This window comes from Streptomyces sp. NPDC057002 (genome assembly GCF_042673825.1).
In the GTDB taxonomy this organism is placed as follows: Bacteria; Actinomycetota; Actinomycetes; order Streptomycetales; family Streptomycetaceae; genus Streptomyces.
On record NZ_JBHURZ010000002.1, the window covers coordinates 881,361 to 907,707 of the forward strand.

Sequence of the window (26,347 nt, forward strand, 5' to 3'; positions counted from 1 at the left end):
GACGCGGCCGTGGCCCGCCGGGCAGGCACAGCAACTTGCCCGGCTACGAGGTCGCATCCGTGGCCGCCCCGGTATCCAGCCGAGGTCACTAAGGCTGACTCCCCACGCTGCGATGCCGACACTGCTGACCAGCCCACGGGGTTGCGCATCTGTGGCGGCTGGGTCGGATGCCACGAGGGGGAGGAACTGCTCGCCACTTACCGGGCTGTAGTCGAGTACGTGTCGCCGGTACCGCTGTTCACTTCGGGCAGTGCGGCGGCGGCTCACGGTGAAACGGGCATCGACGCGCCGGATGGGCGCGTAAAGACCTCGTGCGGTAGGGGTTCTTGGTCATGAGGTGGGAGGTCATGCCGGTCACGGCAGTGAGGGTGTCGGTGAACCCAGGGGAGGCGGAACAGGCGGGCGGCGGGCATCAGGTGGAGCAAGCCGCCGTTTCGGAAGTCGGAGGCGAAGGTGGCCACCCCGACGAAGCGTCCGTTGCAGAAGGCCCCGGCTCCGGACATGCCCTGCCATGACTCGGCCGAGTCCAAACAGGACGTCGGCAGGGATCGGCGGCAGGCCTCCCGACCCCACCTGGTTCAGGCGTGGTGGAGGCTTTGCGGGAAGTCGAAGAGGTGGTCGGGGTCGTAGTCGTGAGCGATGGAGCGGAGGCGGGGGAGGTTGGGGCCGTAGTAGGCGGTGGGCCAGTCGGGTAGGTCGGGGTCGATGTAGTTGATGTATCCACCACCGATACCCAGAGCGCCGAGTCCGGCGATGATCTCGGCAACATTGCGGGTGACGTCAGGTTCGGAGGCCGTGGTGGCGGAGGCGTAGATCTGGGCTGTGGCGAAGGCGTTGCGGTGCGGGAAGGCGGTCTGGGCGGTGACAGTGTCGGCGACCGCGCCGCCGAGCGGATCGAGGATGAGGCTGGTGCCGGTCCGGCCGGTGAGCAGGCGCGTCAGGGCCTGGGGGTCGGGGGTTGGGGTGGTGAGGATCCGGGAGGAGGCGACGAACGACTCGCGGAGGGGCCTGCCAGAGAAGAAGCGCATGCCGTTGAAATAGTCGCGGTCCTGGATGTTGCGACGGGTGGGTACGACGCCTGCGCGGAGAATCAGGTCGTCGAGTAGCGGGTAGCAGGCGGTGCTGGGGCCGACGAAGCAGCCGGCTACCCGGCAGCTGGGCGGGTTGCCACCGGAGATGTTCAGGTTGGCCCACATTTCCCTGGGGGCACCGGAGATCCAGGGCTGCCAGGCGGTGAGGATCTCGGTCACCTTGCCCTCAGGGAAGGTGAGGACGAAGACCGTCAGGGCGGGGGCGGGGTCGGTGGCGAAGGTGAAGCGGGTGACGATGGCGAGGTTGCCCCCTCCGCCACCGCGCAGGGCCCAGAAGAGGTCGGGGGTAGCGGCCGCCGTGGCCGTCAGGACGCGGCCGTCGGTGGTGACGGCCTCCGCGGCGGTCAGATGGTCACAGGCCAGGCCGAATTTGCGTTGCAGGACCCCGATCCCGCCTCCGAGGGTGACGCCGGCGATGCCGACGGTGAAGCATGACCCGGCGGGCAGGCAGCGGTTGGCCTGCCCCACGGCGCTGTAGACGGTCCGCAGCGGTGCGCCGGCCCCGACCGTCACGCTGCCGTCCTCGGCGGCGTCGACCTGGGACATCCGGCGCAGGTCGATGACCAGGCCGTCGTGCGGCGCCGAATACCCAACGTAGGAGTGGCCGCCGCTGCGCGCCGCCAGCGGCACCCGGCCGCCCGCGGCCACCACGGCCTCAGCCACATCCGCCGCGGACGCGCACTGCGCCACCGCAGCCGGAACATGGTCGTCGTGCAGGGGGTTGAAGCCTTTGCGGGCGTCGTCGAATCCCACATCGTCCGGCCGGAGCAACGTCCCTTCGAGCCGCCCGCGCAGGCCCTCCCAGTCCACCGCCGCCGGGTCGTAACTCCCGGCGGCGGGTGCGCCGTCCCAAGAGGGGGTCTCTGCGCCTGTCGGGGCCGAGGAACCGGCCCGCGGCGCGTGGAACACGGAGTCCCGCGCCATGGTCACCATCTCCGCTGCGAAGGAATCGGAACGTCGCGACGCAACGGACGTCATCGGCACCCGGAGCGTCGGAAAGCGGTGCCCTGAATGATGCGGACCATTTCACTCTAATGCGGAGCAATCGCCCGCTCCACCGGAGAGAATGCCCCCGCCGCGACGGGTGGCGCGGCAGCGGCAGCACGTCTGGGCCGGCTACTGCAGCACTCGGAGCCAGGCGCAGCGCGAGCAGGGAGATGCCCGCCGCGCCGCGCTCGCTCCGGAGGAGCAGGCCGCCGAGGACGCCGAGTCGGAGGCCGCCTACCGGGCGGACATGGCCGACGCGGCCCGGGAGCCGTACGACCCGTACGAGGGCAAGTACCAGGAAATGGCCTGGGAAGCGCAGGAAGAAGAGCGCTCGGACGAATAGCTTCCCTTATCGGCGACCCAACGCCCGTTCGCGTGCCCGCCGCTGAGTGGACTGCATGACTTACCGGACGATTCAGTGCGATCCCAGTATTGGGCGAAGGTCTACCGACCGGTTCTGGACGGCGGGCACCGGTGACGCGTACTGCATCCAGGTGCTGGCCAATCCCGAGAAGCGGCTGAAGGCAACCGACCTCGACAACAACAGTGCCCTGCGGAAGATCGTGCTCGGCGGCGAGCCGGGGAAGCGGACGGTCACCGGGCCGGCGCACGACCTGGTGAACGCCAACTGACCTCACTGCGAGACGGGAAGGCGTCCCCGCCCGGGATCAGGGCGGGGACACGGCCATGGTGGACGGCACAGAGCGCTTGAGGTTCCCTCACTCCCCCGTGACAAAGCCCACCGCACCCCTTCCACAATCAAAGCGGTGCAAATCAGCCTCTCGGTGATGTGTGCACATCAGCCAGGCATTAGCTTTACGACTTCTTCATCGCTTCATGACCATCTGACCAAGGGTCGTATGCACGCCATGCACATATCACCACCCGTTCCGGGGGAACGGGACACTTCGCGCACGCTCAGACGCCTGCCCCGCACCACTGCCCTCCTCGCCCTCTCCCTGACTCTGCTGAGTGGGGCCCTCCTGACGACGCCCCGGCCGGCCGTCGCGGCGACACCCGCCGTGGATGCGCCCGCCGGGAAGCTCTCCGCTCCCGACGTGCCTTCGGCCCTCACCGAGGCGAAGCGTTCCGGCAAGCGGGTGGAGGCGCTGTCCGAGCGCACCGAGACGTCCACCACCTGGGTCAATCAGGACGGCTCCCTGACAAGCGAACTCACCGCGGGCCCCGTACGGTTCGACCGGAACGGCAGCTGGGTCACCGTCGACACGGATCTCACCGAACGCCGTGACGGCAGCGTGGCGCCCAAGGCGCACCCGGCCTCGCTCACCCTCGCGGGCAAGGGCGGGACACTCGCCTCCTCCCTCGGTGCCACCCGCACGGCGGCGGCGCGCGACCTCGTCACCCTCGGCGAGGGCGAGCAGCAGGTCACCCTCCAGTGGAAGGGCGGGCTGCCGCAGCCCGAACTGGACGGCAGCCGCGCCACCTACCCCGATGCCGTCCCGGGCGCCGATGTCGTCGTGGAAGCCACCCGTACGGGATTCGAGCAGTACGTCGAGATCAAGCACCGCCCGTCCACGAAGGACTACGGCTACACCCTTCCGCTGCGCGCGGAAGGACTGCGCGCAAAGCAACAGCCGGACGGCAGCGTGCTGTTCACGGACCGCGAGACCGGCCAGGAGCGAGCCGTCATGCCCGCCCCGGTGATGTGGGACGCGACCGTCGACGAACGGTCCGGCGAGCACACCCGCCGCGTGCCGGTGGCGATGCAGGTGAAGCAGCACGGCTCCTCGATCGACCTCGTGGTCACGCCGGACGCCGCATTCCTGGCCGACCCCGCGACGCGGTACCCGGTCACCGTCGACCCCTCGACGTCCGTCCTCAGCAACGTCTTCGACACCTACATCCAGCAGGGAGAAGCCCGCGACTGGTCCACCGACACCGAGCTGGACCTCGGAAACCCGGGCACCAAGAACGCGGGCGGCACCCCGCGTACCGCACGGTCCTTCATCACCTGGGGAACGGCCCCGCTCGCTGACGCCCTGGTGACGAACGCCGAGCTCAGTCTGTGGAACTTCCACTCGGGCAACACCGACTGCAAGCCGCAGCCCTGGACGGTCTGGTCGGCCGACAAGGCATCGGTCTCGAGCCGCTGGACGTCCCAGCCCACCCTGCACACCCAGCACGCGACGTCCACCCAGACCAAGGGCAACCCGAAGTGCGGCGCAGCCGGGTGGATCAACGCCGACGTGACCTCACTCGTGCAGACGTGGGCTTCCTCCAAGGCGCCGCAGTCCAGCATGGGCCTGAGGGCCGCCGACGAGTCCGTCGTCGGGCAGTGGAAGCGGGTCAACTCCGCCAACGCCACCAGCAATCCGCCCAAGCTGACGGTCACGTACAACTTCCGTCCGCGGTCGGGCAACAACCGCCAGGCCGGCCCGCCCTTCACCGGGGACGCCTCCGGCACCTGGCAGGTCAACACCACGACGCCGACACTGCGGGACACGTTCTCCGACAAGGACGGCGACCGCGTCACCGGCACCTTCGAGATCGTCGACGCGGCGACGGGCAAGCGGGTGGGTGACTACCTCGTCTCGCCGAAGGTCGGCTCCGGACGCGCCGCGGCCGTGACCGTCCCGGACGGCATGCTCAAGGACGGTGCGACTTACCGGTTCCGCACCAGCCCCTACGACGGCACGCACTACAACCTCGCCTGGTCCGACTGGGCCACTTTCACGGTCGCCACCGGGCGCCGTCCCGGCGGTCTGCCCGACATGCCGCAGGCACTGGAGTCCGGAGCCACGCAGTCCCTCACCCCCCTGCTGTCCGGGCTGGTGTCCAGCCCCGAGCAGGGCCGCGTACGCGCCGAGTTCGTCCTGCGCGACGCCGATGGAAAACAGCTCGCCGGGGTGAACGTCCCGGAGACCTGGGTGGACAGCGGGCAGCGCGCGGCGGCACGCGTCCCCCAAGGCGCACTGCGCGCGGGGACGCCGTACCTCTGGGCGATGCGTTCCTGCACCGACCGGGGCTGCTCGGCCTGGTCCTACGAGCAGGAGTTCACGGCTACCGACGCGGGCGACCCGAAGGCACCCGACACCACGTCCGTCACGCTCACCGGACCCTCTCTCGATGACGCCACGGTGCCGGTGGGGACCAAGGCCTGCACCGACGGCGGCTGCCCCGCCGTCACTGAAGGCCGGTTGACGCTGGGCGGAGGCGCCGCCAATGAGCGGGCCGCCTGGCTCAAGCCCGACCTCGGCAAGGTGCCGGAGGGCGCCAGGGTGACCCGGGCCCGGCTCGTGCTTACTCCGGCCGAATGCGGGACCGGAACCTGCGCGCAGCGGCCGGTGGAGATGTACCAGCTGTACGACCCTTGGGCCACTCCGCGCACCGGAACCGGCCTGCTGGATGTGCTGGACGACGCCCCGTTCACCGAATCCGCGCTCGCCGACACCCAGGACCTCGCGCCTCTGGTGCAGTCCTGGATCGACGATCAGGCGGGCGAAGGGTTCGCCGTGCGTCTTCCCGCCGCCGACACCGCGTCGTCCGTCTCCTACCACTCGGGCCGCAGCACGGATGCGGCGAAGCGGCCGCAGCTCGTCATCACCTATGTCGCACCCACCGCGCCCGGAGCCCCGCAGGACCTGCGCGTGACCGCCGGTGACGGTGGGCTCCTGGCGACCTGGAACCCGCCGCTGGACCTGGGTTCGTCAGCGGACGGCGCGGAGTACACCGTCGTCGTCACGAAGGCCGACGGCAGCGAAGCCGCCCAGGCCACCACGCGCGACGCGCACATCGTCGTGGACGGACTGAAGAACGGCACCGCCCACCGGGTGACCGTGACGGCGCGTACCCCGCACGGCAGTGGTCCCGGCACGGCGTCGGAAGCACTCACCCCCGTGGCCGCTCCGGGTGGCGCGGCAACCTACCGGGAGATCGTGCAGCAGTACGTCGATGCCCGGAGCGCCATCCTCACCGACAAGCATCCGACCGCCGCAGCGGCTCTCGCGGCGAGTTCCCGCGGGGCCGCTTTCCAGGACCTGCTCGGCGCCCAGGCCGCAGACCTCGCGGAGGCCAGGGACGTACTGGCCAAGCGCGGTCAGCGCTACACCGAGATGACGACGAAGCTGTCCGACGTCCTGGTCGGGGTCGACGACAGCGGCACGGTGTTCCTGCGCGCGGTCCTCGAGGACTCGGCCGTACTGACGGGCGGAGGCCCGACGGACCCGGGCGACACGGGCGACGCGGGTGACCCGAGCGGCTCGGACGGCTCGGGCGGCGAACCGGAGGAGGGACGTCGGGAGCAGCGTTTCACCTTCAGCACCAACAGTGGCGCTCCGATCCTCCACGTCGAGGCGGACGCCCCTGCGGCGGAAACCGTGCTCGCGGCGTCGGCCACGGCCGCCAACGGCCTGGAAACCACCGACGACTCACTGGGCCCCATCAGCGAGGTGCCCGACGAGCCGATCGCGCTCGACGCGGACGGCCTGCCGATCCAGGAACCCGCACCGGCCGTTCAGCCGTCGGCACTGCGCGTCAAGCGCGCCGCCGCGCAGGTGTCCGGCTCCGGAACGGTCAAGTGGGCCTCCCGGAACGTCAGAACCCGCTGGGAATACGGCCAGGACTGCACCAACTTCGTGTCGAAGGCGCTCTACTACGGCGGCAAGATGAAGACCCGCCACGGCGGGCGCAAGCACGACCGCGCCTGGTGGCAGCAGTACTACCTCTTCGGCAAGATCAAGAACAAGAGCTACACCTGGGCCGCCGCCGAGAACTTCCGCCGGCACATGATCCGCTACCGCGGGGCCAAGCACGTCACGGCTCTCACGGCCAAGCCGGGAGATCTCGTGCTCTTCAAGTGGAAGAAGGAACGGGGTTACAACCACGTGGCCATCGTCGAACGCAAGCGGCACGGACTCCAGTTGATCCAGCACGGCAGTTCGAACAGGACGAGCCTCGCGGCTGCCATCCTGCGGTACCGCGGCAAGCCCAACTACATCGAGCGGGTCACCATCCTCCGCCCGAAGGCAAGGTCCTGACCATGACACGGAAAGCAAGACTCATCCGCTTCGCACTGTCCGCCGCCGTCGTCGCGGGCGGACTTCTGACGGGCTGCACATCGGACGACAAGTCCCTGACTTATCAGACCGACTACAGCAATCACCCACCCCTGAAGGTCGTCGGCTACCCCTCCGCGGGAAGCCTCGAGACGGTGCAGAAGGCCGTCTGGCGACTCGCGGACGGTGACACCGACGGGCTGGCGGCACTCGCCGTCGACGACAAGCAGGCCGACGCCACGGCCCGCAACTGGGTCAAGGCCTTCGGCGCCGCCGCCAAGGACGAGGTGACCGCGGACTTCTACGACGAGGGTTCCGTGCGGCAGGTCGTGGTCCTCTACTTCGCCAAGAGCGGCCAGATCAAGGAGATCGAGGCCCGCATCAGCGAGGACGACTCCTGGGGACTCACCCTCGCCGAGCCCGACCCGGCCGAGGCAAAGGCCAAGCCCACATGGGCCCCGCCGAAGCCGGGCGGCTCCGGTTCCCGCACCTCCGGCGCCCCGACGGAGGACTGACGGGAATTGCCTCGCTCCACCTCTTGAGGACCGCACTCCGACCGACCGGGGTGCGGTCCTCCGCACTGTGCCTTGGACGTCATTTCACTTGGTGAGTCGTCCCGGCGGCTAGGCCGGCACCTCTGGGTGGTGGAACGGACCGTGTCCTGGCTGTCCGGGTGCCGCCGCCTCCACCGCCGCTACGGGAGGCTCTCCGGCGCCGACCCGTTCTGGGCGCACGAACCAGCCGCTCGCCCGTGCCATCGGTGCCTCGCCCGTCCCGGAAAGAACCCTCCGCCCCTGAGGCCCTGCTGTCGCACCTCCAGGGCTGGGGACCGGCCATTCCGTTGCGTAACGGCATGGCTCCGGAAGGACCTGGATATGGATGGCCGCAGCCTTTCCTGCGTCGGCACCGAGCCGCCGTGGATTATGTCGTCGATTACGGTCTCGGCATCGATCACGGCGTCGGCCTGGCGGGGTAAGAGGGCAGGTACCGGTCGGTGAGGGTCTGGGCAGCCCGTTTGGGGAAGGGCGGCAGGACGATGCTGCGCGGGACGTAGGGATCGCCATAGCCCCCTTCGAGTCCCTTCGGGGGCGAAGGCCCCTACTAGGTAGTCGAGTTGACGGCCGGGGCGCTCGATGAACAGCAGCGTGGTGCCCTGCGCCGTGCCGGTGAGGAGCGCGGCGCAGGGGATCCGCTCGCTCTGGACGGCGCGGCCGAGTTCGCCGCTGTCCCAGAGGCAGGGAACCAGGTCTTCCTGCCAGGCGGGGTGCGAGTAGATTTCGACCGAGGCGTGCCACTGGCCGGGCTGGAGGCGCGCGAGGTCGCGGGCGGCGTCGCCGATGAATGGGCGGCTGCTCGTGTGCACGCTGGTGCGGTGCCGTCTCGCGCAGCGGACCAGGTCGACCACTGTGGTCCCGTTGCCGTCCGCCGGCAGGTGCCAGACGCCCGCGTCGTCCCGCTGGAAGCCGCTCTCCACGAGAGCGGTGTGAGCCCACAAAAGCCGCTCGCCCGAGGCGGCGGCGACGATCCCGGACTCCCGGCTGTGTGACAGCACGATCTGCGCCTCAGCCATGGACCAGGTCTGTAGGGAACGCGATTTCGTGAGCGGTGGCCTCTGCCGCGATCCGGCTTTCCGCGCCCCATGAGCATCGCCCTCGGCAGCCGATCACGAGCAGAGTGCACGAGCGGCTCTCACCTATCTCCCGGCTGACGCCTCGACTTGCACCTCACGTCAACGTCAGGTTTTAGCGTAGGCGACGTCAAGGCATACCAAGCCGTCCGGACAAACAAGGCAGGTCATCATGCGCGCAGCCCGCTATCACGAGTACGGCGGCACGGACACCCTCGTCGTCGAGCAGGCCCCGGACCCGCTGCCCGGTCCCGGAGAGATCCGCGTCCGTGTCACGGCGGCCAGCGTCAACCCCGTCGACTGGAAGGTACGCAACGGATCGGTGCGCGACTTCCTCCCGGTCGATCTGCCGGCGATCCCGGGACGCGACGCCGTAGGTCTGGTGGACAGGATCGGCGAGGGGGTCAGCTCGGTCGGTATCGGTGACCGAGTCTTCGGCCTGGGCGGAGTGACGGGCGCGACGGCCGAGCTGGCGGTTCTCTCAGCCTGGGCTCCTGCCCCCGCCAACTGGAGCGACGAGGAAGCTGCCGCGGCCGGCCTGGCGTCCGTGACGGCGCTGGGCGGACTCAAGACGCTCGGTCAGATGGAGGGTCTCACCCTGCTGGTCGAGGGGGCTGCCGGAGGAGTCGGCGGCGCGGCGGTCGAGATCGCCCGCGCTCTGGGGGCCACCGTGATCGGGACGGCCAGTGAGCGTAACCACGCATATCTCGCCTCCCTGGGCGCCCTTCCCGTCACCTACGGTGCAGGCCTCGCGGAACGTCTCGCCAGCATGGCCCCGAACGGGGTCGATCTCGCCCTCGATGCCGCCGCTTCCGGCTCCCTGGCCGATCTCGTCGAGATCGTCGGCGACCCGGACCGCGTGGTGACGGTCGCCGACCACGTAAACGCACAGCGTCTGGGCGTCCGGGTGGCCAACGCGGTCAACGATTCCACTCTCCTGGCCGGAGCGGGCGCTTTCGGCGAGCAGGGCCGCTATGTGCCGCGCATCGAACAGACCTACCCCCTGGAGGAGATCGCGAAGGCGCACGCTCACTCCGAGCGCGGACACGTGCAGGGAAAGATCGTGGTCACCATCTGATCCCACCTGCCGTACACCGCAGAGGCGGAGACGGAGTCATCCCTGGCCCGGCGGCGGTAGGCGCACCTACAAAATCTTCCCGGCGCAGGACAGCGAGCAGGCTGCGGCCGTACGCCCAGGCGTGCTCCCGGGCCGCAGCCTCCAGCTGGTCGTATCCCACCTGGGCCGTCATCTGCCCGTCCCACTTGCGGTATCGGTACACCGGGACCGGCAGCAGGATGCCGGGCGCGAGAGAGGTGACGCCGAAGGCCGCGCAGGAGCCCTCGCCCACGGTTCTTTTGGTCGAAAACCCATCTACCAGGGGCTTCACCACGTTGTCAGCTCAACTGCCAATCCTCACCATCAGGTTGGGAAGAGTTCCATGTCGTTGCCCCACCCCCGCGACAAATGCCACCGCGAGCTGCAGGGCTTCGTCCTGCACCATCATTCGTCTCCACTTCGTCGCCTCGCCGGCGGGCCCGCCGGGCTGTGCAGCAGAATCGGGCCGTGGGCGTAGCGAACGTCCGACTGGTGGCCTGCTCAGGAAGCGCGTCGAGCAGGAGACCTTGGTCTTGCTCCGCGCCCGCCGGCGCCGGCCTGGCGGCCGTCCAGACCGGTGGACGGGGCGATGTCACGCAGGGACGCTGAGCGGCGGGTGCTCGAGCACGCGGGGCTTGTACTCGACCAGCTGGGTGCGGCCGTCGAAGGTCCGGTGCTCGGTCATCTCGAGGGCAACGTCCGGATAGCCGTCGTAGATGCGTTCTTCGCCCGTGGCCCCGGTGATCACCGGGAACATCACGACCCGGAAGCGGTCGACGAGTCCGGCTCGTAGCAGGGACCGGCACAGGCTGAGGCTGCCGATCGTGCTGAGGAGCCCGGAGCCATTCGATTTCATGGCGCGGACTGCCTCGACGGCGTCGTCGCGGACGAGCGTGGAGTTGGCCCACGTCAGTGGCTCCTCGAGTGAGGAGGAGAACACCACCTTGGACGCTTGCGTGAGCTCGTCGACGGACGCCTCTTCTTCGGGCCTGAACTCGTCTTGGCCATCGGGGACCTGGCCTGCGGCGAAGCCCGACATCAGGCGGTAGGTGTTCGCTCCCATCAGGTAAGTGGCCTCGGGCTGCTCGCCGAGCCATGCGAGGTACTCCGGGCCCTCTAGGCCCCAGAACCCGGGCCATCCCTCTCCCGATGCGTGGCCGTCGAGGGAGGTGATGAAGTCGACTAGAAGCTCCGACATAGCGGTGTCCTTTCCTAGGTGTCATGAGCTTGGACCGGCCGGGAGCCACAAACTCATCGGCCGCGCTGTGGAGTAATGAGAAACCCCATGACGCTGCACCCGATCAGGTCGGCGGTGCGGCAGCTCACGGCACTCGCGATCGCCTACGGGACGGCCCTGGCCGCCCAGGACACGCCGCTCACGATCGTGGTCTGCTCAGGTAGCGCCCGCTGCACATGCGCGAGCGACGCTGCGGCCGGAGTCTGAAAGCGTGGACTTCCCCGTGGCCGTCCCTCTCGCCGAGTTCGCCCCGACCCTCCCCATCGGGCGAACTGGCGCTACGAAGACGCGGCCGGTCGCGTTACCGGTGGTCACAGCCCGGCGTCCACAGACGCTCCAAATCCGCTGAGGCGCGGTGGGCGGTTGGTTCGGCCGGGTGTGACCGGTCGGACCGGTCCGGCACCGGCGCCCACGTCCTGGACAGCCGCTCCGGTGCCCTGGCCCACGTCCCTTACAGAGGTCCCCGCGCCCCGGCGACCTCCTGGACGGCCCTTCCGGCGCCTGTACCCACCTCCACGACGGCCTGACGGGCTCCGCCGCCGACGTCCTGCACGGCGGACGCGCAGGTCAGAGGCCGGCGGCTTCCGTCTGGCCGCCAAGGACCCCTTCATGGCCGCGGAGGTCAGTTCCGGCGGGACTTCCGGTGCATAGGTTCCCGACAACGACTGCGAGGTCTCAGAGAAAGGGGCGGCTGGTGAGCGAGAACCAGTACGACACATGTGTGATCGGGGCCGGGCCCGCCGGGCTGGCGGTGGCGAGGGCACTGGCGGAGCGGGATCTCCCGTACACGCACATCGAGCGCCACAGCGGGCCCGGAGGGCTCTGGGACATCGACAATCCCGGCAGCCCGATGTACGAGTCGGCCCACTTCATCTCCAGCAAGACGCTCTCCGGCTTCGGCGGCCACCCGATGCCGGACCACTTCGCGGACTACCCGCCGCACCGGCAGATCCTGTCCTACCTGACGTCGTTCGCGCAGGCGTACGGGCTCAGGGAGCGGATCGAGTTCGGTACCGAGGTCCGCTCCGTGGAGAAGAACCCGGACGGCACCTGGACGGTGACCCGGGCGGACGGCCGGGAGGGCGTACACGCCCAGGTCGTGATGTGTACGGGCTCGCAGTGGCACCCCAACATCCCTGATCTTCCGGGTGAGTTCACCGGAGAGATCCGGCACTCCGTCACCTACCGCAGCGCCGACGAACTGCGCGGCAAGCGGGTGCTGGTGGTCGGCGCGGGGAACTCGGGGCTCGACATCGCCTGCGACGCGGCTCGCGCGGCGGAGCACGCCGCGATCAGTATGCGGCGCGGCTACTGGTTCATCCCCAAGCACCTGTTCGGCCGTCCCGTGGACACCATCGCCGACGGCGGACCGCACCTGCCGATGTGGCTGCAGCAGAAAGTCTTCGGCACGCTGCTGCGGCTGCTCAACGGTGACCCGCGGCGACTCGGCCTGCAGAAGCCGGACCACAAGTTGTTCGAGACCCATCCGGCCATCAACTCCATGCTGCTGCACCATCTCCAGCACGGTGACATCACGGCCAGGCCCGGGATCACCCGCACCGCCGGCCGGACGGTCCATTTCACCGACGGCACCAGCGAGGACTTCGACCTGATCCTGCTGGCGACCGGGTACGTGCACAAGGTGCCCGCCGCGCAGCAGTACTTCGGCGACGAACAGCACCCCGATCTCTACCTGTCCGCGTTCTCCCGCCGGCACGAGGGCCTGTTCGGTGTGGGGTTCGTCGAGACGAACTCCGGCGCATACCGACTCTTCGACGGCCAGGCCCAGTTGATCGCCTCCTACATCCGCGACGGTCGGCTTGGGCTTCCCACGGCCGACCGCTTCGCCCGCATGATCCGCAGCGACCGGCCCGACCTGACCGGCGGACTCAGGTTCGTCGACTCACCGCGCCACACCGGTTATGTCCACAGCGAGGCCATCGTGAAATACCTCGACAAGATCGCCGCCTCGATGGGGTGGCGTACCGCGGGCCTGCCGCCGCGGGTGACGTCCGTGCGACGTGGGGCGGTGGCATCGTGACGTACGACTTCCGTGACAAGGTCATCGTGGTGACCGGCGGCGCCGGAGGCATCGGCAGCGCGATGTGCCGGCGTTTCGCCGCCGGCGGCGCCCACCTCGTCGTGGTCGACATAGACGAGACGAGGGCAAGGGCGACGGCGGCGGATCTGCCGGGAGCGGGGCATGCCGGGCTGGGCTGCGACCTGCTGGACCGCACCGCGGTGGAGAGGATGGCCGACGACGTCGCCGCCACCCACGGCCGGATCGACGTCCTGGTGAACAACGTCGGCATGACCAGTGCCGAGCGCTTCGACGTGCGCAGCGTGGAAAGCATCGAGCGGGAGATCGCCCTCAACCTGCTCTCCCCGCTGGTCACCACCCGGACAGCCATCCCCCTTCTGCGTGCCGCCGGGGATCCACGCGTGGTCACCACGGTGTCCCTCGGCGGAATCTTCCCGCTGGGCGAGACCCCGATCTACACCGCCTCGAAGTTCGGTCTGCGCGGCGCGATGCTCTCCATCGGGCTGGACCTGCGGGACAAGGGCATCAAGGCCGGTTCCGTGCTGCCGTCGGCGACCGACACCGGGATGCTGCGCCAGGAAGCGGTGGACGGCGGGAACGCCATGCAGTTCCAGGACCCGCCCCAGCAGCCGTCCGACGTGGTGGACGCGGTGGTGAGCCTGCTGGACAAGCCACGGCTCGAAGCCTACGTCCGCCCGGGGGAGTCCCGTCTGGTGCGGTTCGCGATGCTGGCACCGAACCTGCTGCCGAAGGTGTTCCCCTTGTTCCGCAAGCGGGGGGAACGGGGGATGGCCCAATATCTGGAGGATCTGCGGCGCAGAGGGCTGGCCCGCCGGATCGACGGCCGCTGGGAGCTCGTGGAGGCGTCGCCGTGAGCGGGACGGGCACGGGTCGGGCAGGTCCCCGCGGGCAACGTCCTGCTGGACGACCTGGGTCCGTACGCGCTGACCTCGCGTCAGTCGTCGGGTTGCCCCTCCGGCACGCGCAGTCGGCGGGGTGCCACCCCGTGCCAGCGGTGCACGGCACGCCGAAGCGCCCGTACATCGGAGAAGCCCGCCCGGCGGGCGATGTCTCGCAGAGTCAGTTCCGGTCGGCGCAGGAGTTGTTCGACGCGCTCGCGTCTTACTCCGTCGACGATGGCCTCGTACGTCGTACCGCACTCGGCGAGACGACGGCGGAGTGTCCGTTCGCTGGAGGTGTGCCGACGAGCCTGTTCCACGAAGGAGGGCACGTCGGGAAGGCTCTGCGCGATGGAGATCTCCAGCACCTCCAGCAGGTCCTGCTGGTGTCGGCGTGACGCCATCTGCTCCTCCAGCAGTTGGAGGGTGGAGGCGTAGGCGACCGGGTCACGGCCGGGCATCGGGTGGCCGGCCCATGCCGGGGGGAAGACCATGCGGTTCTCGGTGGCGGCGAATCGCACAGGGCAGTGGAACAGTTCGGCGAACAAGGGAGGGTCCTGCGGCGCGGGGAAGGTGAACTCGACTCTCCGCGGGGCGAATTCGGCCCCGGCGCTCAGGCGGGTCAGCGTGACGACGCTGGAGAAGGCCTCTTCGGTCAGGAAGACCGCGACGGTTGGGTCGAGCGCGGGGTCGGGCGTCGCGGCCCGCAGCACATAGCCGGTGTCCTCCTCGGCGGACGACCACACCATCATGGCCCCGGAAAGGTTCTGGAAGCGCACTCCTGTCTCGATGGCGTCCCGCAGCGTCTCCGCGGCCAACAGCGCGAAGCCGAGCAGCCCCCATGCCGTCAGGTGCTGCGCCGCACCCACACGCAGGCCGAGGTGCGGGTCGCCCGTGAGCTCCACGGCGCTGCGGATGACGGAGCTGCCCTGCCGGTAGGAGACACGCAGGGCGGCGGAGCGCATCACCGACTCCTCGAGTCCGACACCCGCCAGCTCCGGCTCGAGGTCGACGCCGCACTCGTCCGCTACCAGGGCGAGGTAGCGCAGGATGTTCGGCGGGATGGTGGCCGAAGTGCTGCGGCTGGTGCCCGGACCGTCGTCCGCTGTGGAGTGACGGGGCATGGGCGCTTTCCTTTGTGTCCAGGAAATGATTGGAGCGAGGCGGTGCCCCGCTGCTAATTTCGCGGTGGACCGTGAAGTCGTCGTATGGAGGTGAGCCCCGTGAACACAGTTACCCGTGGGTGCTCCCTCAACCCGTCACGGTCCGGCGGCTGACGTTCGGTGTCGCCAGGAGCGCCTGAGATCGAGGCTCTCCTGGAAGGGGACTCCGATGAACACAAAGCCTTTCACATCCGGCCTGAGCGAGAACGCGGTGGTGATCACGCGTGTCGCGGACAGGCAATGGCATGCACTGGACGACGACCTGGTGGTCGGCCGTGGGCATGCGGTACACCGGCCCGACGGACGCTTGTTCGTCAGCATCGACGCCTGGCACGGCACCGCCTTCGACCGGCTCGCCGAGGCGATGCTGGCGGAACTGCCGGCGCCGCTGTACACGGTGGTCGACGAAGCCGACGCCGAGCTGACGGCCGGCTGGCGACGGGCCGGGTTCACGATCCGGCGCCGCGAGTGGGAGTACGTCGTGCCGACCGACCCGAGGGTCACAGGGCTCGAAGCGGTCCTGCCGCCTTCGAATGTGACGATCGTGCCCGCCGGTCGGGCGGACGAGAGTCTGCTGCGGGCGGTGGACCGTGCGATCCGCGACGAGGTCGAGGCGACCGTCGGGTGGCAGACGATGCCCGCGGAGGTGATTCCCCGCCCCGAGGGCGACACCATCGTCGACCCGTCGAAGTACGCGGTGGCCGCGGGGCCGGACCGTTACCTGGGCCTGATCCGGGTGGTGTCGGTGAAGCGGCCGCGCATCGGGCTGGTCGCGGTCCGGGCCGGGGAGCAGCGCCGCGGCATCGCGCGGGCGCTGCTGGCCCACGCGCTGGGGACGCTGCACCGCTCCGGGGTGGCCGCGGCCTGGACCGAAGTCGACGAGTCCAACCAAGCTGCCTCGGCGCTGTTCGAGGGCATCGGCGCCCGGCCGCTGAGCAGCAACCTGGAGCTGGTGCGATGACGAGGAACAAGAACGTCATCGAAGTCGAGGGCAAGGTCGTCGAGTGCCTGCGCAGCGCCATGTTCACCGTGGAGCTCGAGAACGGCCACCAGGTGCTCGCGCACATCAGCGGGAAGATCCGCAAGAACTACATCAAGATCATGCTGGAAGACCGTGTGCTGGTGGAGCTCCCGCCGTACGACCTGACGCGCGGCCGGATCGTGTTCCGCTACCGGAACTAGCGGCGGTCGCCGGCTTTCGCGGCAGCTGATCCTGGGGCTCCGGTCATGGCGTTTCCGTGGCCGGAGCCGGGGTCGTGGCCGCTGGTCTGACGTGAACACCCGGCGAGAACGGTCGGTGTACGGGGGGTTGACGCACCAGTGCGTGACAGGAACTGTGTTGCACATCGAGCGCTCGGTTGCGTGTTGTGCACCGCCGGGTGTGTGCCGTCGCAGGGATGCTGACGCAGACCCGCCGCCCCCGTTCCCCGTCGGAAGGCTTCGGATGAGTACCGCGACGACGAAGAAATCGACATCGGCCCTCGCACGGGTGGATCCGGCTGTCCTCTATATATCCGTCACGCTGGCCGCGCTCTTCGTGGCCTGGGGAGTGTTCTTCACCGACAATCTCGCCTCCGTCGCCGAGACGACGCTGAACCGGATCATCGACAGCTTCGGCTGGCTCTTCATCCTGACGAGCTCCGGGTTCGTGCTGCTGGCGGCGGTCCTCGCGTTCAGCCGGTTCGGCTCCATCAGGCTCGGGCGGGACGGCGAGCGACCGGAGTTCAGCACCGCCTCATGGGTGGCGATGATGTTCAGCGCCGGTATGGGCATCGGCCTGATGTTCTACGGGGCGAGCGAACCGATCATGCATATGTCCAGCCCGCCGCCGGGCTCCGCGAAGGCGGGCAGCGAGGACGCGGCCCGCCTGGCGCTGGAGTACTCGTACTTCCACTGGGCCATCCATCCCTGGGCGATGTACGCGGTGGCCGGCCTCGCGCTCGCCTACTTCGGGTTCCGCAAGAGCGGCAACAGCCTGATCAGCTCCGCCTTCCGCCCGCTGCTCGGTGATCTGGTGGACGGGCCGCTGGGCAAGTCCATCGACATTCTGGCGATCTTCGCCACCCTCTTCGGTTCCGCCGTCTCCCTCGGACTCGGCGCCCTGCAGGTCAACAGGGGGCTGAAGGAACTCTGGGGCGTCCCCGACTCCACCACGCTGGCCGTCTCGATCATCGCGGTCCTCACCGTCCTGTTCGTGCTCTCCGCCCTCTCCGGCGTGCACCGCGGCATCCAGTGGCTGAGCAACGGCAACATGATCCTGGCCGCCGTGCTGCTGCTGTTCGTCTTCGTCGCGGGGCCCACGGTGTTCATCCTGGAAAGCCAGACCGAGGCGCTGGGCGGCTATCTGGCCTCGCTTCCGAAGATGAGCTTCACGACGGGGGCCTTCGGCGGCGGCGAGTGGCTCTCCGACTGGACGGTCTTCTACTGGGCGTGGTGGATCTCCTGGACACCGTTCGTCGGGACGTTCATCGCGCGCATCTCCCGCGGCCGGACCATCCGGGAGTTCATCGTGGGTGTGATCATCGCGCCGAGCCTGGTGAGTGTCGTATGGTTCGCGATCCTCGGTGGTACCGCGCTCAATCAGGAGATGCACGGCGCCGATCTGGCCTCGGCGGTCGCCCAGGGCGAGGAAGCGGGTCTGTTCGCCACCCTGCAGCACCTTCCCTGGTTCTCCATCACCTCGGTCCTGGTCATCGTGCTGGTCGGTCTGTTCTTCGTCAGCGGCGCCGACGCCGCCTCCGTGGTGCTGGGCATGCTCTCCTGTCGGGGCAGCATGAGCCCCGGCCGCCTCGTCGTGATCCTCTGGGGCGCGCTGACCGGTCTGGTCGCGGCTGTGCTGCTGATGGCGGGTGGCCTGGAGGCGGTCAAACAGGTGGCGATCATCGCCGCGTTCCCGTTCCTCTTCGTGATGGTCGGTTTGTGCGTCTCCCTGGTGAAGGCGCTGCGCGCCGAGCCGACGGAAGGGCCGAAGCCGGTGCGTGCGCAGGAGAGCGCTGCCGACGCCGACGGCGATTCGGAGCCGGAGTCGCGGCCGGGTCCCGGTGTGCGGCCGTCCGAGGTCGTGTCGGACTCGCAGCCCGCGGGCTGAGCCGGCCGGACCGAGCGAATCGCCAAGAGCGCGACTCAGCGGAATCAGACGCACGTGAAGGGCCGCATCCCCGGAGTGTCCGAGGGGTGCGGCCGCTCATGCGCGCTCGGATCAGGCATCTTCCGACCGACGGATCCGGCCGAGTCGGTCCGGTTCCCACCCACCTCTTGACCCTCGGTGTTCCCCTCCCCGATGCTCGGTTGCGTATAGCGGTGCGTGTATCGAATGAGGCAACGCACACGCGCGTGATTCCCGTCTGAGGAGCAGCTCATGGCTCACGAGGTTCGTGCCGTCGTCGCCCGGAAGAAGGGCGCACCGGTTTCCGTCGAGACGATCGTCGTCCCCGATCCCGGTCCGGGTGAGGCCCTGGTCAAGGTCGAGGCGTGCGGTGTCTGCCATACCGACCTCCACTACCGAGAGGGCGGGATCAACGACGAATTCCCCTTCCTGCTGGGGCACGAGGCGGCCGGTCGCGTCGAGGCGGTCGGGGAGGGAGTCACCGGCGTCGAGCCCGGTGACTTCGTCATCCTCAACTGGCGGGCCGTGTGCGGCCAGTGCCGGGCGTGCGGCAAGGGCAAGCCCTGGTACTGCTTCGCCACCCACAACGCGACGCAGCCGATGACGCTGCTCGACGGCACCCCGCTCTCGCCCGCCCTCGGCATCGGCGCCTTCGCGGAGAAGACGCTGGTCGCGGCCGGACAGTGCACCAAGGTGGACCCGGCGGCCACGGCGGTGGCAGCCGGTCTGCTCGGATGCGGCGTCATGGCGGGCTTCGGCGCCGCCGTGAACACCGGTGCCGTCGGACGAGGGGACTCTGTCGCCGTCATCGGCTGCGGCGGCGTCGGGATGGCCGCCGTCGCGGGAGCACGGCTCTCCGGTGCGAGCAAGGTCATCGCCGTCGACATCGACCAGCGCAAACTGGACCGCGCCATGGCCATGGGGGCCACCCACACCGTCGACGGCTCGAAGGGCGACGTCGTGGAGGCGGTGCGCGAACTCACCGGAGGCTTCGGCGCGGACGTCGTCGTCGAGGCGGTCGGCCGCCCCGAGACCTACCAGCAGGCCTTCTACGCCCGGGACTTGGCCGGTACGGTCGTGCTGGTCGGTGTGCCCACCCCGGAGATGAAGGTGGAACTGCCGCTGCTCGACGTCTTCGGGCGCGGCGGCTCGCTGAAGTCCAGCTGGTACGGCGACTGCCTGCCCTCGCGTGACTTCCCGGCTCTCATCGACCTGTACCTGGGAGGCCGGTTCGACCTGGACGCGTTCGTCACCGAGACCATCGGACTCGGTGACGTGGAGGAGGCCTTCGAGAAGATGCACGGCGGCGATGTGCTGCGCTCCGTGGTGGTGCTGTGATGGCCGGCGCGCCGCGCATCGAACACCTCGTCACGAGCGGCACCTTCAGCCTCGACGGCGGTACCTGGGACGTCGACAACAACGTCTGGATCGTCGGTGACGACGACGAGGTGGTCGTCATCGACGCGGCACACGATTCCGACGCCGTCCTGGAGGCCGTCGGTGACCGGCGTCTGTCGGCCGTCGTGTGCACCCACGCCCACGACGACCATGTGCGCGCGGCGCCGGATGTCGCTCTCGCCACCGGCGCACCCGTCCTGCTGCACCCCGACGACCAGGTGCTGTGGAAGACGGTCCACCCGAGCCGGCGGCCCGACCGCCCGCTCACCGACGGCGACGAGATCGTCGTGGCGGGGATCGGACTGCGCGTCCTCCACACGCCCGGACACGCGCCCGGGGCCGTGTGCCTGTACGCGCCCGACCTGGGCGCACTGTTCAGCGGCGACACCCTGTTCGCGGGCGGCCCCGGCGCGACCGGGCGCTCGTACAGCGACTTCGGCACGATCATCACCTCGATCGGTGACCGGCTGCTGACGCTCCCCGGCGCGACGGTGGTCCACACCGGACACGGCGACACCACCACCATCGAGGCGGAAGCCCCGCACCTGGAGGAGTGGGCCGCCCGCGGCTGGTGACACGAGCGCCGCCCTACCCGGCCGGGGTGGCCGAACGCGCTCGGTTCCTCGTTTCGAGCGAGTGCCGAGCGCGCCCCGTGGACACGACCCACCCCGGCCGTCACAGCCCTGAATCTCCGCACCCGCCGTCGAGGCCGGCGCCGCCCTCGTCAACGACGTCTCCGGCGGACCGGCCGATCCGGCGATGCTGCGCCGGCTGTCTCGTCCTCGACCCGGGGTCCGGGGTTCGCCAAGCACGCCGAGCACAACTGGCGCCTGCTCGGCGGTTCCGGGGGCTCACCGTGCTCGGCCGGCCGGTCCTCGTGGGCGCGGCACGGAAGTCCTTTCTGGGTCACCTTCTGGCAGACCCGCGGACGGGCCGGCCCCGCCCGGCGCTTCTGAGGGACGCGGCCACCTCCGCGGTGTCGGTCCTGGCTGCCGCGCAGGGCCCCCGGTGCGTGCGCGTCCACGACGCCACTGCGACCGCCGACGCGGTGCGCGTGACCGCCCGCTGGGGTCTCGAACCCGCGGCCGCGCTGCTGTCGAAGGCCCGGTTCTGAAGGGTGCCCCGTCCTGACCTGCGTTTCCTATAACGCAGGACGTTGCGTATGTCGCAACGAAAAATATGGCCGTCGGTCGTCCTCTGAACTTCTTGACAAGGGTTTGCGGGCGCCTCCAAACTGACGTTGCGTTCACCGCAATCCGTTCCGCTATACGCACCCGAGGTGTCATGATGATTCCCGCGTGCCGTCTCGTGGATCTCCCCCGAGGCGAGGCCCACCGGCTCGACATCGACCCGCCGGTCTCGGTGTTCCACACCGACGACGGCGAACTCTTCGCCATCGACGACACATGCACCCACCAGGACGCCTCGCTCGCCGACGGCTGGCTGGAGGGATGCGAGGTCGAATGCCCGCTGCACGCCTCGAAGTTCAACCTCAAGACCGGAGCCGTCGACGCCCCGCCGGCCAAGCTCCCGGTGCGCACGCACGAGGTCTTCATCGAGGACGGCATGATCTACGTACGGCTGTCCACGGCAGCCCCGAACCTGCCCCCCTGCATCGCCGCCCGGCTCGCCGGGGGCGTCGCGTGAGGACGGTGGCCGTGGTGGGCGCGTCGCTGGCCGGTCTGTCGGCGGCGCGCTCGTTGCGCAAGCAGGGGTACGACGGACGGCTCGTCGTGATCGGCGACGAACTCCACCGCCCGTACGACAGGCCGCCCCTGTCCAAGGAGTTCCTGGCCGGTGGAATCGGCGAAGCCGATCTCGCACTGGAGCCGGACGACGAGGACCTGCGAGCGGAGTGGCTGCTCGGAGTCCGCGCCGCCGGACTCGACACCACGCCCCGCGCCGTGCGGCTCACCGACGGCCGGGAGGTGAGGGCCGACGGCATCGTCATTGCCACCGGCGCCGCCGCCCGGACCCTGCCCGGCATGGCCGGACTGGCCGGTGTGCACACCCTGCGCACACTGGACGACGCCCGCGCCCTGCGGGACGAACTGGCCCGGGGCGGACGCCTGGTCGTGATCGGCGGCGGCTTCATCGGCGCCGAGGTCGCCTCCACCGCCTACGCCCTCGGCCTCGACGTGACCATCGTCGAGGCGGCGCCCGCACCACTGGCCGCACCGCTCGGCGCGACCATGGGCAGCATCGTCTCCGCCCTCCACACGGACCACGGTGTGCGCCTGTTGTGCGGCGTGGGCGTCAAGGGGCTGAGCGGCGACAGCCGCGTCGACGCCGTCCTGCTGGAGGACGGCCGTAGCATCCCCGCCGACATCGTCGTCGTGGGTGTCGGGGCCCGTCCCTGCGTCGAGTGGCTGGAAGGATCCGGCGTCGAGCTCGGCGACGGCGTCAAGTGCGGTGCGGACGGCCGTACCAGCCTGGCCGGAGTGGTCGCGGTCGGCGACTGCGCTTCCTGGTACGACCCGCGCTCGGGCACCCACCGCCGCGTGGAGCACTGGACCGGCGCCCGGGAACGCCCCGACGCGGCCGTGGCCGCGCTGCTGTCCTGGGGCGAGTCCGAACCGGGCGTACCCCGGCCGCCGTACTTCTGGTCCGACCAGTACGGCGTGAAGATCCAGTTCGCGGGCAACGCGACCCGCGCCGACAGCGTGACGATCGAGGAAGGCGCCGCCGAGGACCGCAACGTCCTGGCCGTCTACCGGCGTGCCGGACACCCGGTCGCCGTACTCGGGATGAACCAGCCGCGGCTGTTCATGCGCTGGCGCAAGCACCTCGCGGCCACGCCGTCCTGACCGTGTCGTAGACGACGTTTCCCGAGGAGTGCAGTGTGACCTCGACCGGCCTGCCGGAAAGCCTGATCGCCACCCTCCCCGGATCCTCCTACACGGATCCCGGCACATTCGCCCAGGAGCAGGAGCACATCTTCGAGGCGATGTGGTTCTGCGCCGTGCGCTCCGCCGACCTCGCCGGGCCCGGCGCCTACCGGACCGTCGACGTGGGCCGCGAGAGCATCCTGATCACCCGAGCACGGGACAACTCCATACGTGCCTTCTTCAACGTATGCCGGCACCGCGGTGCCAGGCTCTGCACCGCGGAGACCGGCGAGGTCAAGCGCGCCTTCCAATGCCCCTACCACGCCTGGACGTACGACCTGACGGGCAAACTCGTCGCGGCGCCCAACCTCACGAAGATGCCGGACATGGGCCGCACCGAGTACGGCCTCGCGGCAGTGGCCACGCAGGAGTGGCTCGGCTACGTGTGGGTGTGCCTCGCCGAGGACCCGCCCCCCTTCGACGACGTCGTGCGGGACGTGGTCGCGCGCCTCGGCGACACGGACTCGGTCGAGCACTACGGCATCGAGAACCTCGAAGTCGGCAGACGGATCGTCTACGACGTCAAGGCGAACTGGAAACTCATCGTCGAGAACTTCATGGAGTGCTATCACTGTGCGACGATCCACCCCGAACTCACGGAGGTGCTCCCCGAGTTCGCCGACGGGTACGCCGCCCAGTACTACGTGGGACACGGCGCGGAGTTCGGCTCCGAGGTCAAGGGCTTCACCATCGACGGCTCAGAAGGCCTCGACCGCATTCCGGGCGTCACCGAGGACCAGGACCGCCGCTATTACGCGATCACCGTCCGGCCGCAGGTGTTCATCAACCTCGTGCCCGATCATGTGATCTTCCACCGTATGTACCCGGTCGCCGCCGATCGCACGATCGTCGAGTGCGACTGGCTCTATCTCAAGCACGTCGTCGAGAGCGGAAAGGACGTCAGCCGGTCGGTGGAGCTCTTCGACCGCGTCAACCGGCAGGACTTCGACGCGTGCGAGCGCTGTCAGCCCGCGATGAACTCCCGGCTGTACGCCAAGGGCGGAGTTCTCGTGCCCAGTGAGCATCACATCGGCGAGTTCCACGCCTTCGTCCAGGAGCGTCTGGGCATGGGGCGGCCGCGGTAGCGGCGGTCCCCGGCGGGTATCGGCCCCCGGGTGTTCGGACGGTCGGCGAAGGCGGAGCGGCGGGCTCAGCCCAGGTAGCCCATCCGATGGCTGATCTCGTCCGCGCCCTTGACCAGCACCGGAGCGAGGTCGTACATACGGTCCTCGGTGAGGCGGTACGCGGGTCCGGAGGCACTGAGCGCCGCGATGACCTCTCCGTCCCGGTTGCGGACCGGAGCGGCCATGGCGTGCAGCCCTACCTCGAACTCCTCCAGGGTCCAGGAGTAGCCCCGCTCAAGAGCCTCGGCGAGATTCTTCTCCAGCTTGGTCTTCGCGGTCAGGGTGCGGGGCGTCATCTTCTTCAGGCCGGCTTGCGACAGCAGCGTGGCACGCTCCTTCGCGGGCATGTGGGCCAGCAGGATCTTGCCGCTGGAGGTGGCGTGCAGCGGAGTCAGCTGGCCGACCCAGTTGAACGCCGTGATGGCACCCGGACCGCGCACCTGGTACAGGTTGATCGCGTACTGCTCCTGCATCACGGCCAGGTTCACGGTCTCGCCGAGCTCCTGGGCCAGGCGCTCGCAGACCGGGCGGCTCTGCTGAGTGATGTCGATGCGCCCGGTGACCGCGCCGGCGAGCCGGACGATGCCGAAACCGAGGCGGTACTTGCCGCGCTCGCCCGCCTGCTCCACCAGACCGCGCACCTCCAGGGCGCCGAGCAGCCGGAACGCGGTGGACTTGTGGACATCGATCTCGGCGGCCACCTCGCTGACGCCGGCCTCGCCGCGCCGGGCCAGGATCTCCAGCACGGTGATGGCACGGTCGACGGACTGCACCCCACCGGTCGGCGCACTTGTCGTTTCGGTATCTGGATGGTAGTTGCTCACAACGCAACTATACGGGCGATAAACATAGCCGCCACTGTGCAGGTCACAGGCTTGGCACAGAACTTCGCAAGTTGCGCTGTTCGCAACCTGGTGCGCATAGAGATACCGGCGCTAGCATGCCGCGCATTCTCTACGGCACGAGCGAGACGAGGCCCCATGGCTCACTTGCAGTACGACTTCGTCATCGTCGGTGGTGGATCGGCCGGCAGCGCACTGGCCAACCGGCTCTCCGCGGACCCCGGCAACCGGGTGCTGGTCCTGGAGGCGGGCAGGCCCGACTATCCCTGGGACGTCTTCATCCACATGCCCGCGGCGCTGACTTACCCGATCGGCAGCCGCTTCTACGACTGGAAGTACGAGTCCGAACCCGAGCCCCACATGGGCGGCCGGCGCGTCTACCACGCCCGAGGCAAGGTGCTGGGCGGTTCCAGCAGCATCAACGGCATGATCTTCCAGCGTGGCAACCCCATGGACTACGAGCGCTGGGCGGCCGACCCCGGCATGGAGACCTGGGACTACGCGCACTGCCTGCCGTACTTCCGGCGGATGGAGAACTGTCTTGCCGCCGACCCGGACGACGAGTTCCGCGGGCACGACGGCCCCCTCGTCCTCGAACGCGGCCCCGGGACGAGCCCGCTCTTCGAGGGCTTCCTCAAAGCCACCGAGGAGGCGGGCCACGCTCCCACCAGCGACGTGAACGGCTACCGGCAGGAAGGTTTCGCCAGGTTCGATCGCAATGTCCACCGCGGACGCCGTCTGTCGGCCGCGAAGGCGTACCTCAAGCCCGTGCGGAAGCGGCCCAACCTCACCGTCACGACGCGCGCCCTGGTCACCCGCGTCCTCTTCGAGGGCAAGCGGGCCGTCGGTGTCGAGTACCGGCACGGCCGTGGCAGACCCCGGCAGGTGCGTGCCGGCGAGGTCATCCTGTGCGGAGGCGCGATCAACTCCCCGCAGCTGCTCCAGCTCTCCGGCGTCGGCAACGCCGAGGAGCTGCGCGCGCTCGGCGTCGACGTCGTACACGATCTGCCGGGTGTCGGCGAGAACCTCCAGGATCACCTGGAGGTGTACATCCAGTACGCCTGCAAGCAGCCCGTCTCCATGCAGCCGCACCTAGCGAAGTGGCGCGCACCCTTCATCGGCCTCCAGTGGCTCTTCCGCACGGGTCCCGCCGCGACCAACCACTTCGAAGCGGGCGGCTTCGTCCGTGGCAACGAGAACGTGGACTACCCCAATCTGATGTTCCACTTCCTGCCCGTCGCGGTCCGCTACGACGGCTCCGTGCCCGCGGGCGGACACGGCTACCAGGTACACGTCGGACCCATGTACTCCGACGCCATCGGCTCGGTGAAGATCAAGAGCAAGGACCCGGCCGAGCACCCGGCGCTGCGCTTCAACTACCTGTCCACCGAGCAGGATCGCCGCGAGTGGGTCGAGGCCGTCAGGGTCGCCCGCAAGCTGCTCAACCAGCCCGCCATGGCCCCGTACAACGCCGGGGAGATCTCGCCCGGACCGTCCGTCGAGACCGACGAGGAGATCCTCGCCTGGGTCGCCAAGGACGGCGAGACCGCGCTGCATCCGTCATGCACCTGCAAGATGGGCACCGACGAGATGGCGGTCGTCGATCCCGCCAGCATGCGCGTGCACGGTGTGGAGGGTCTGCGGGTCGTCGACGCGTCCGTGATGCCCTACATCACCAACGGCAACATCTACGCGCCGGTGATGATGATGGCGGAGAAGGCGGCCGACCTCATCCTCGGCAAGGAGCCGCTGCCGCCGTCTGCCGCCACGTACTATCGCTACCGCGACGCAGGCGCGTAACCTGCAGTTTTCATAGAGCCGATCGGCCCGGAA

Annotated in this window: 22 protein-coding genes and 4 pseudogenes; 20 read left to right on the forward strand and 6 right to left on the reverse strand. The window is 69.3% G+C overall.

Annotated elements, in window-relative coordinates:
- Positions 1 to 578: 578 nt before the first annotated feature.
- On the reverse strand, positions 579 to 2,015 hold the full coding sequence (locus ACFT32_RS12070; protein ID WP_382488321.1) for an FAD-dependent oxidoreductase: 1,437 nt from the start codon (positions 2,013 to 2,015) through the stop codon (positions 579 to 581).
- 142 nt (positions 2,016 to 2,157) lie between these two features.
- Between ACFT32_RS12070 and ACFT32_RS12075 the strand changes: the two genes are divergently transcribed.
- From ACFT32_RS12075 to ACFT32_RS12100, 6 genes and pseudogenes are all read left to right on the forward strand, one after another.
- The gene (locus ACFT32_RS12075; protein ID WP_382488322.1) at positions 2,158 to 2,421 is read left to right on the forward strand and encodes a hypothetical protein; all 264 of its coding nucleotides are present in this window, start codon (positions 2,158 to 2,160) and stop codon (positions 2,419 to 2,421) included.
- 55 nt (positions 2,422 to 2,476) lie between these two features.
- Entirely contained in the window at positions 2,477 to 2,710 is a 234-nt protein-coding gene (locus ACFT32_RS12080; protein ID WP_382488923.1) for a hypothetical protein, read from the forward strand.
- A 237-nt stretch (positions 2,711 to 2,947) separates the two neighbouring features.
- A pseudogene (locus tag ACFT32_RS12085) lies at positions 2,948 to 4,783 on the forward strand (DNRLRE domain-containing protein); the annotation flags it as partial.
- Between the two features lie 258 nt (positions 4,784 to 5,041).
- A complete protein-coding gene (locus ACFT32_RS12090; RefSeq protein WP_382488877.1) occupies positions 5,042 to 7,075 on the forward strand; it encodes an amidase domain-containing protein in 2,034 nt (677 codons plus the stop codon).
- Positions 7,076 to 7,077: 2 nt separating this feature from the next.
- Positions 7,078 to 7,608, forward strand: a complete 531-nt coding sequence (locus ACFT32_RS12095) for a hypothetical protein (RefSeq protein WP_382488323.1) — start codon at positions 7,078 to 7,080, stop codon at positions 7,606 to 7,608.
- A gap of 93 nt (positions 7,609 to 7,701) precedes the next feature.
- A pseudogene (locus ACFT32_RS12100) lies at positions 7,702 to 7,797 on the forward strand (IS5/IS1182 family transposase); the annotation flags it as partial.
- Here the strand turns inward: ACFT32_RS12100 and ACFT32_RS12105 are convergent.
- A complete protein-coding gene (locus ACFT32_RS12105; protein WP_382488924.1) occupies positions 7,788 to 8,663 on the reverse strand; it encodes a hypothetical protein in 876 nt (291 codons plus the stop codon). The pseudogene ACFT32_RS12100 and the gene ACFT32_RS12105 overlap by 10 nt on opposite strands.
- A gap of 229 nt (positions 8,664 to 8,892) precedes the next feature.
- On the opposite strand from ACFT32_RS12105, the gene ACFT32_RS12110 reads away from it, so the two are divergent.
- A complete protein-coding gene (locus ACFT32_RS12110) occupies positions 8,893 to 9,798 on the forward strand; it encodes an NADP-dependent oxidoreductase (RefSeq protein ID WP_382488324.1) in 906 nt (301 codons plus the stop codon).
- A 79-nt stretch (positions 9,799 to 9,877) separates the two neighbouring features.
- On the opposite strand, the pseudogene ACFT32_RS12115 reads toward ACFT32_RS12110, so the two are convergent.
- Both ACFT32_RS12115 and ACFT32_RS12120 read right to left on the reverse strand, forming a co-directional pair.
- Positions 9,878 to 10,066, reverse strand: a pseudogene (locus tag ACFT32_RS12115) (glycosyltransferase); the annotation flags it as partial.
- Between the two features lie 342 nt (positions 10,067 to 10,408).
- On the reverse strand, positions 10,409 to 11,014 hold the full coding sequence (locus ACFT32_RS12120) for a dihydrofolate reductase family protein (protein WP_382488325.1): 606 nt from the start codon (positions 11,012 to 11,014) through the stop codon (positions 10,409 to 10,411).
- An 87-nt stretch (positions 11,015 to 11,101) separates the two neighbouring features.
- Here ACFT32_RS12120 and ACFT32_RS12125 point away from each other — a divergent pair, with 87 nt between their 5' ends.
- From ACFT32_RS12125 to ACFT32_RS12135, 3 genes are all read left to right on the forward strand, one after another.
- Positions 11,102 to 11,260, forward strand: a complete 159-nt coding sequence (locus ACFT32_RS12125) for a hypothetical protein (protein ID WP_382488326.1) — start codon at positions 11,102 to 11,104, stop codon at positions 11,258 to 11,260.
- 487 nt (positions 11,261 to 11,747) lie between these two features.
- Positions 11,748 to 13,094, forward strand: coding sequence for a flavin-containing monooxygenase (locus tag ACFT32_RS12130; protein WP_382488327.1), 1,347 nt, complete (start codon positions 11,748 to 11,750; stop codon positions 13,092 to 13,094).
- A complete protein-coding gene (locus ACFT32_RS12135) occupies positions 13,091 to 13,969 on the forward strand; it encodes an SDR family NAD(P)-dependent oxidoreductase (RefSeq protein WP_382488328.1) in 879 nt (292 codons plus the stop codon). The genes ACFT32_RS12130 and ACFT32_RS12135 overlap by 4 nt, the downstream gene beginning before the upstream one ends.
- An 80-nt stretch (positions 13,970 to 14,049) precedes the next feature.
- Here ACFT32_RS12135 and ACFT32_RS12140 read toward each other — a convergent pair whose 3' ends face one another.
- Positions 14,050 to 15,117, reverse strand: a complete 1,068-nt coding sequence (locus tag ACFT32_RS12140) for an AraC family transcriptional regulator ligand-binding domain-containing protein (protein ID WP_382488329.1) — start codon at positions 15,115 to 15,117, stop codon at positions 14,050 to 14,052.
- Between the two features lie 208 nt (positions 15,118 to 15,325).
- Here ACFT32_RS12140 and ACFT32_RS12145 point away from each other — a divergent pair, with 208 nt between their 5' ends.
- The 9 genes and pseudogenes from ACFT32_RS12145 to ACFT32_RS12185 all read left to right on the forward strand — a co-directional run bounded on the left by ACFT32_RS12145 (position 15,326) and on the right by ACFT32_RS12185 (position 23,633).
- The gene (locus ACFT32_RS12145; RefSeq protein ID WP_382488330.1) at positions 15,326 to 16,117 is read left to right on the forward strand and encodes a GNAT family N-acetyltransferase; all 792 of its coding nucleotides are present in this window, start codon (positions 15,326 to 15,328) and stop codon (positions 16,115 to 16,117) included.
- Positions 16,114 to 16,338, forward strand: a complete 225-nt coding sequence (gene infA, locus ACFT32_RS12150; RefSeq protein ID WP_007386266.1) for a translation initiation factor IF-1 — start codon at positions 16,114 to 16,116, stop codon at positions 16,336 to 16,338. The genes ACFT32_RS12145 and infA overlap by 4 nt, the downstream gene beginning before the upstream one ends.
- 262 nt (positions 16,339 to 16,600) lie before the next feature.
- Positions 16,601 to 18,244, forward strand: a complete 1,644-nt coding sequence (locus tag ACFT32_RS12155) for a BCCT family transporter (RefSeq protein ID WP_382488331.1) — start codon at positions 16,601 to 16,603, stop codon at positions 18,242 to 18,244.
- 270 nt (positions 18,245 to 18,514) lie between these two features.
- The gene (locus ACFT32_RS12160) at positions 18,515 to 19,600 is read left to right on the forward strand and encodes an S-(hydroxymethyl)mycothiol dehydrogenase (RefSeq protein WP_382488332.1); all 1,086 of its coding nucleotides are present in this window, start codon (positions 18,515 to 18,517) and stop codon (positions 19,598 to 19,600) included.
- Positions 19,600 to 20,235 carry an MBL fold metallo-hydrolase gene (locus ACFT32_RS12165; RefSeq protein WP_382488333.1) on the forward strand — a complete coding sequence of 212 codons (636 nt, stop codon included), beginning with the start codon at positions 19,600 to 19,602 and terminating at the stop codon, positions 20,233 to 20,235. Before ACFT32_RS12160 ends, ACFT32_RS12165 begins: the two co-directional genes overlap by 1 nt.
- A 77-nt stretch (positions 20,236 to 20,312) precedes the next feature.
- Positions 20,313 to 20,624: pseudogene (locus ACFT32_RS12170) on the forward strand (hypothetical protein); the annotation flags it as partial.
- Positions 20,625 to 20,944: 320 nt separating this feature from the next.
- Complete coding sequence (locus ACFT32_RS12175; RefSeq protein WP_382488334.1) at positions 20,945 to 21,307, forward strand: bifunctional 3-phenylpropionate/cinnamic acid dioxygenase ferredoxin subunit; 363 nt, start codon at positions 20,945 to 20,947, stop codon at positions 21,305 to 21,307.
- Entirely contained in the window at positions 21,304 to 22,467 is a 1,164-nt protein-coding gene (locus tag ACFT32_RS12180; protein WP_382488335.1) for an NAD(P)/FAD-dependent oxidoreductase, read from the forward strand. Before ACFT32_RS12175 ends, ACFT32_RS12180 begins: the two co-directional genes overlap by 4 nt.
- A 35-nt stretch (positions 22,468 to 22,502) precedes the next feature.
- Positions 22,503 to 23,633 (forward strand): aromatic ring-hydroxylating dioxygenase subunit alpha, encoded by a 1,131-nt coding sequence (locus tag ACFT32_RS12185; protein WP_382488336.1) that lies wholly within the window; start codon positions 22,503 to 22,505, stop codon positions 23,631 to 23,633.
- A gap of 65 nt (positions 23,634 to 23,698) precedes the next feature.
- Here the strand turns inward: ACFT32_RS12185 and ACFT32_RS12190 are convergent, their stop codons facing one another.
- Entirely contained in the window at positions 23,699 to 24,445 is a 747-nt protein-coding gene (locus tag ACFT32_RS12190; protein WP_382488879.1) for an IclR family transcriptional regulator, read from the reverse strand.
- A 207-nt stretch (positions 24,446 to 24,652) separates the two neighbouring features.
- On the opposite strand from ACFT32_RS12190, the gene betA reads away from it, so the two are divergent.
- Positions 24,653 to 26,314 carry a choline dehydrogenase gene (betA, locus tag ACFT32_RS12195; RefSeq protein ID WP_382488337.1) on the forward strand — a complete coding sequence of 554 codons (1,662 nt, stop codon included), beginning with the start codon at positions 24,653 to 24,655 and terminating at the stop codon, positions 26,312 to 26,314.
- The last annotated feature ends 33 nt before the right edge of the window (positions 26,315 to 26,347 follow it).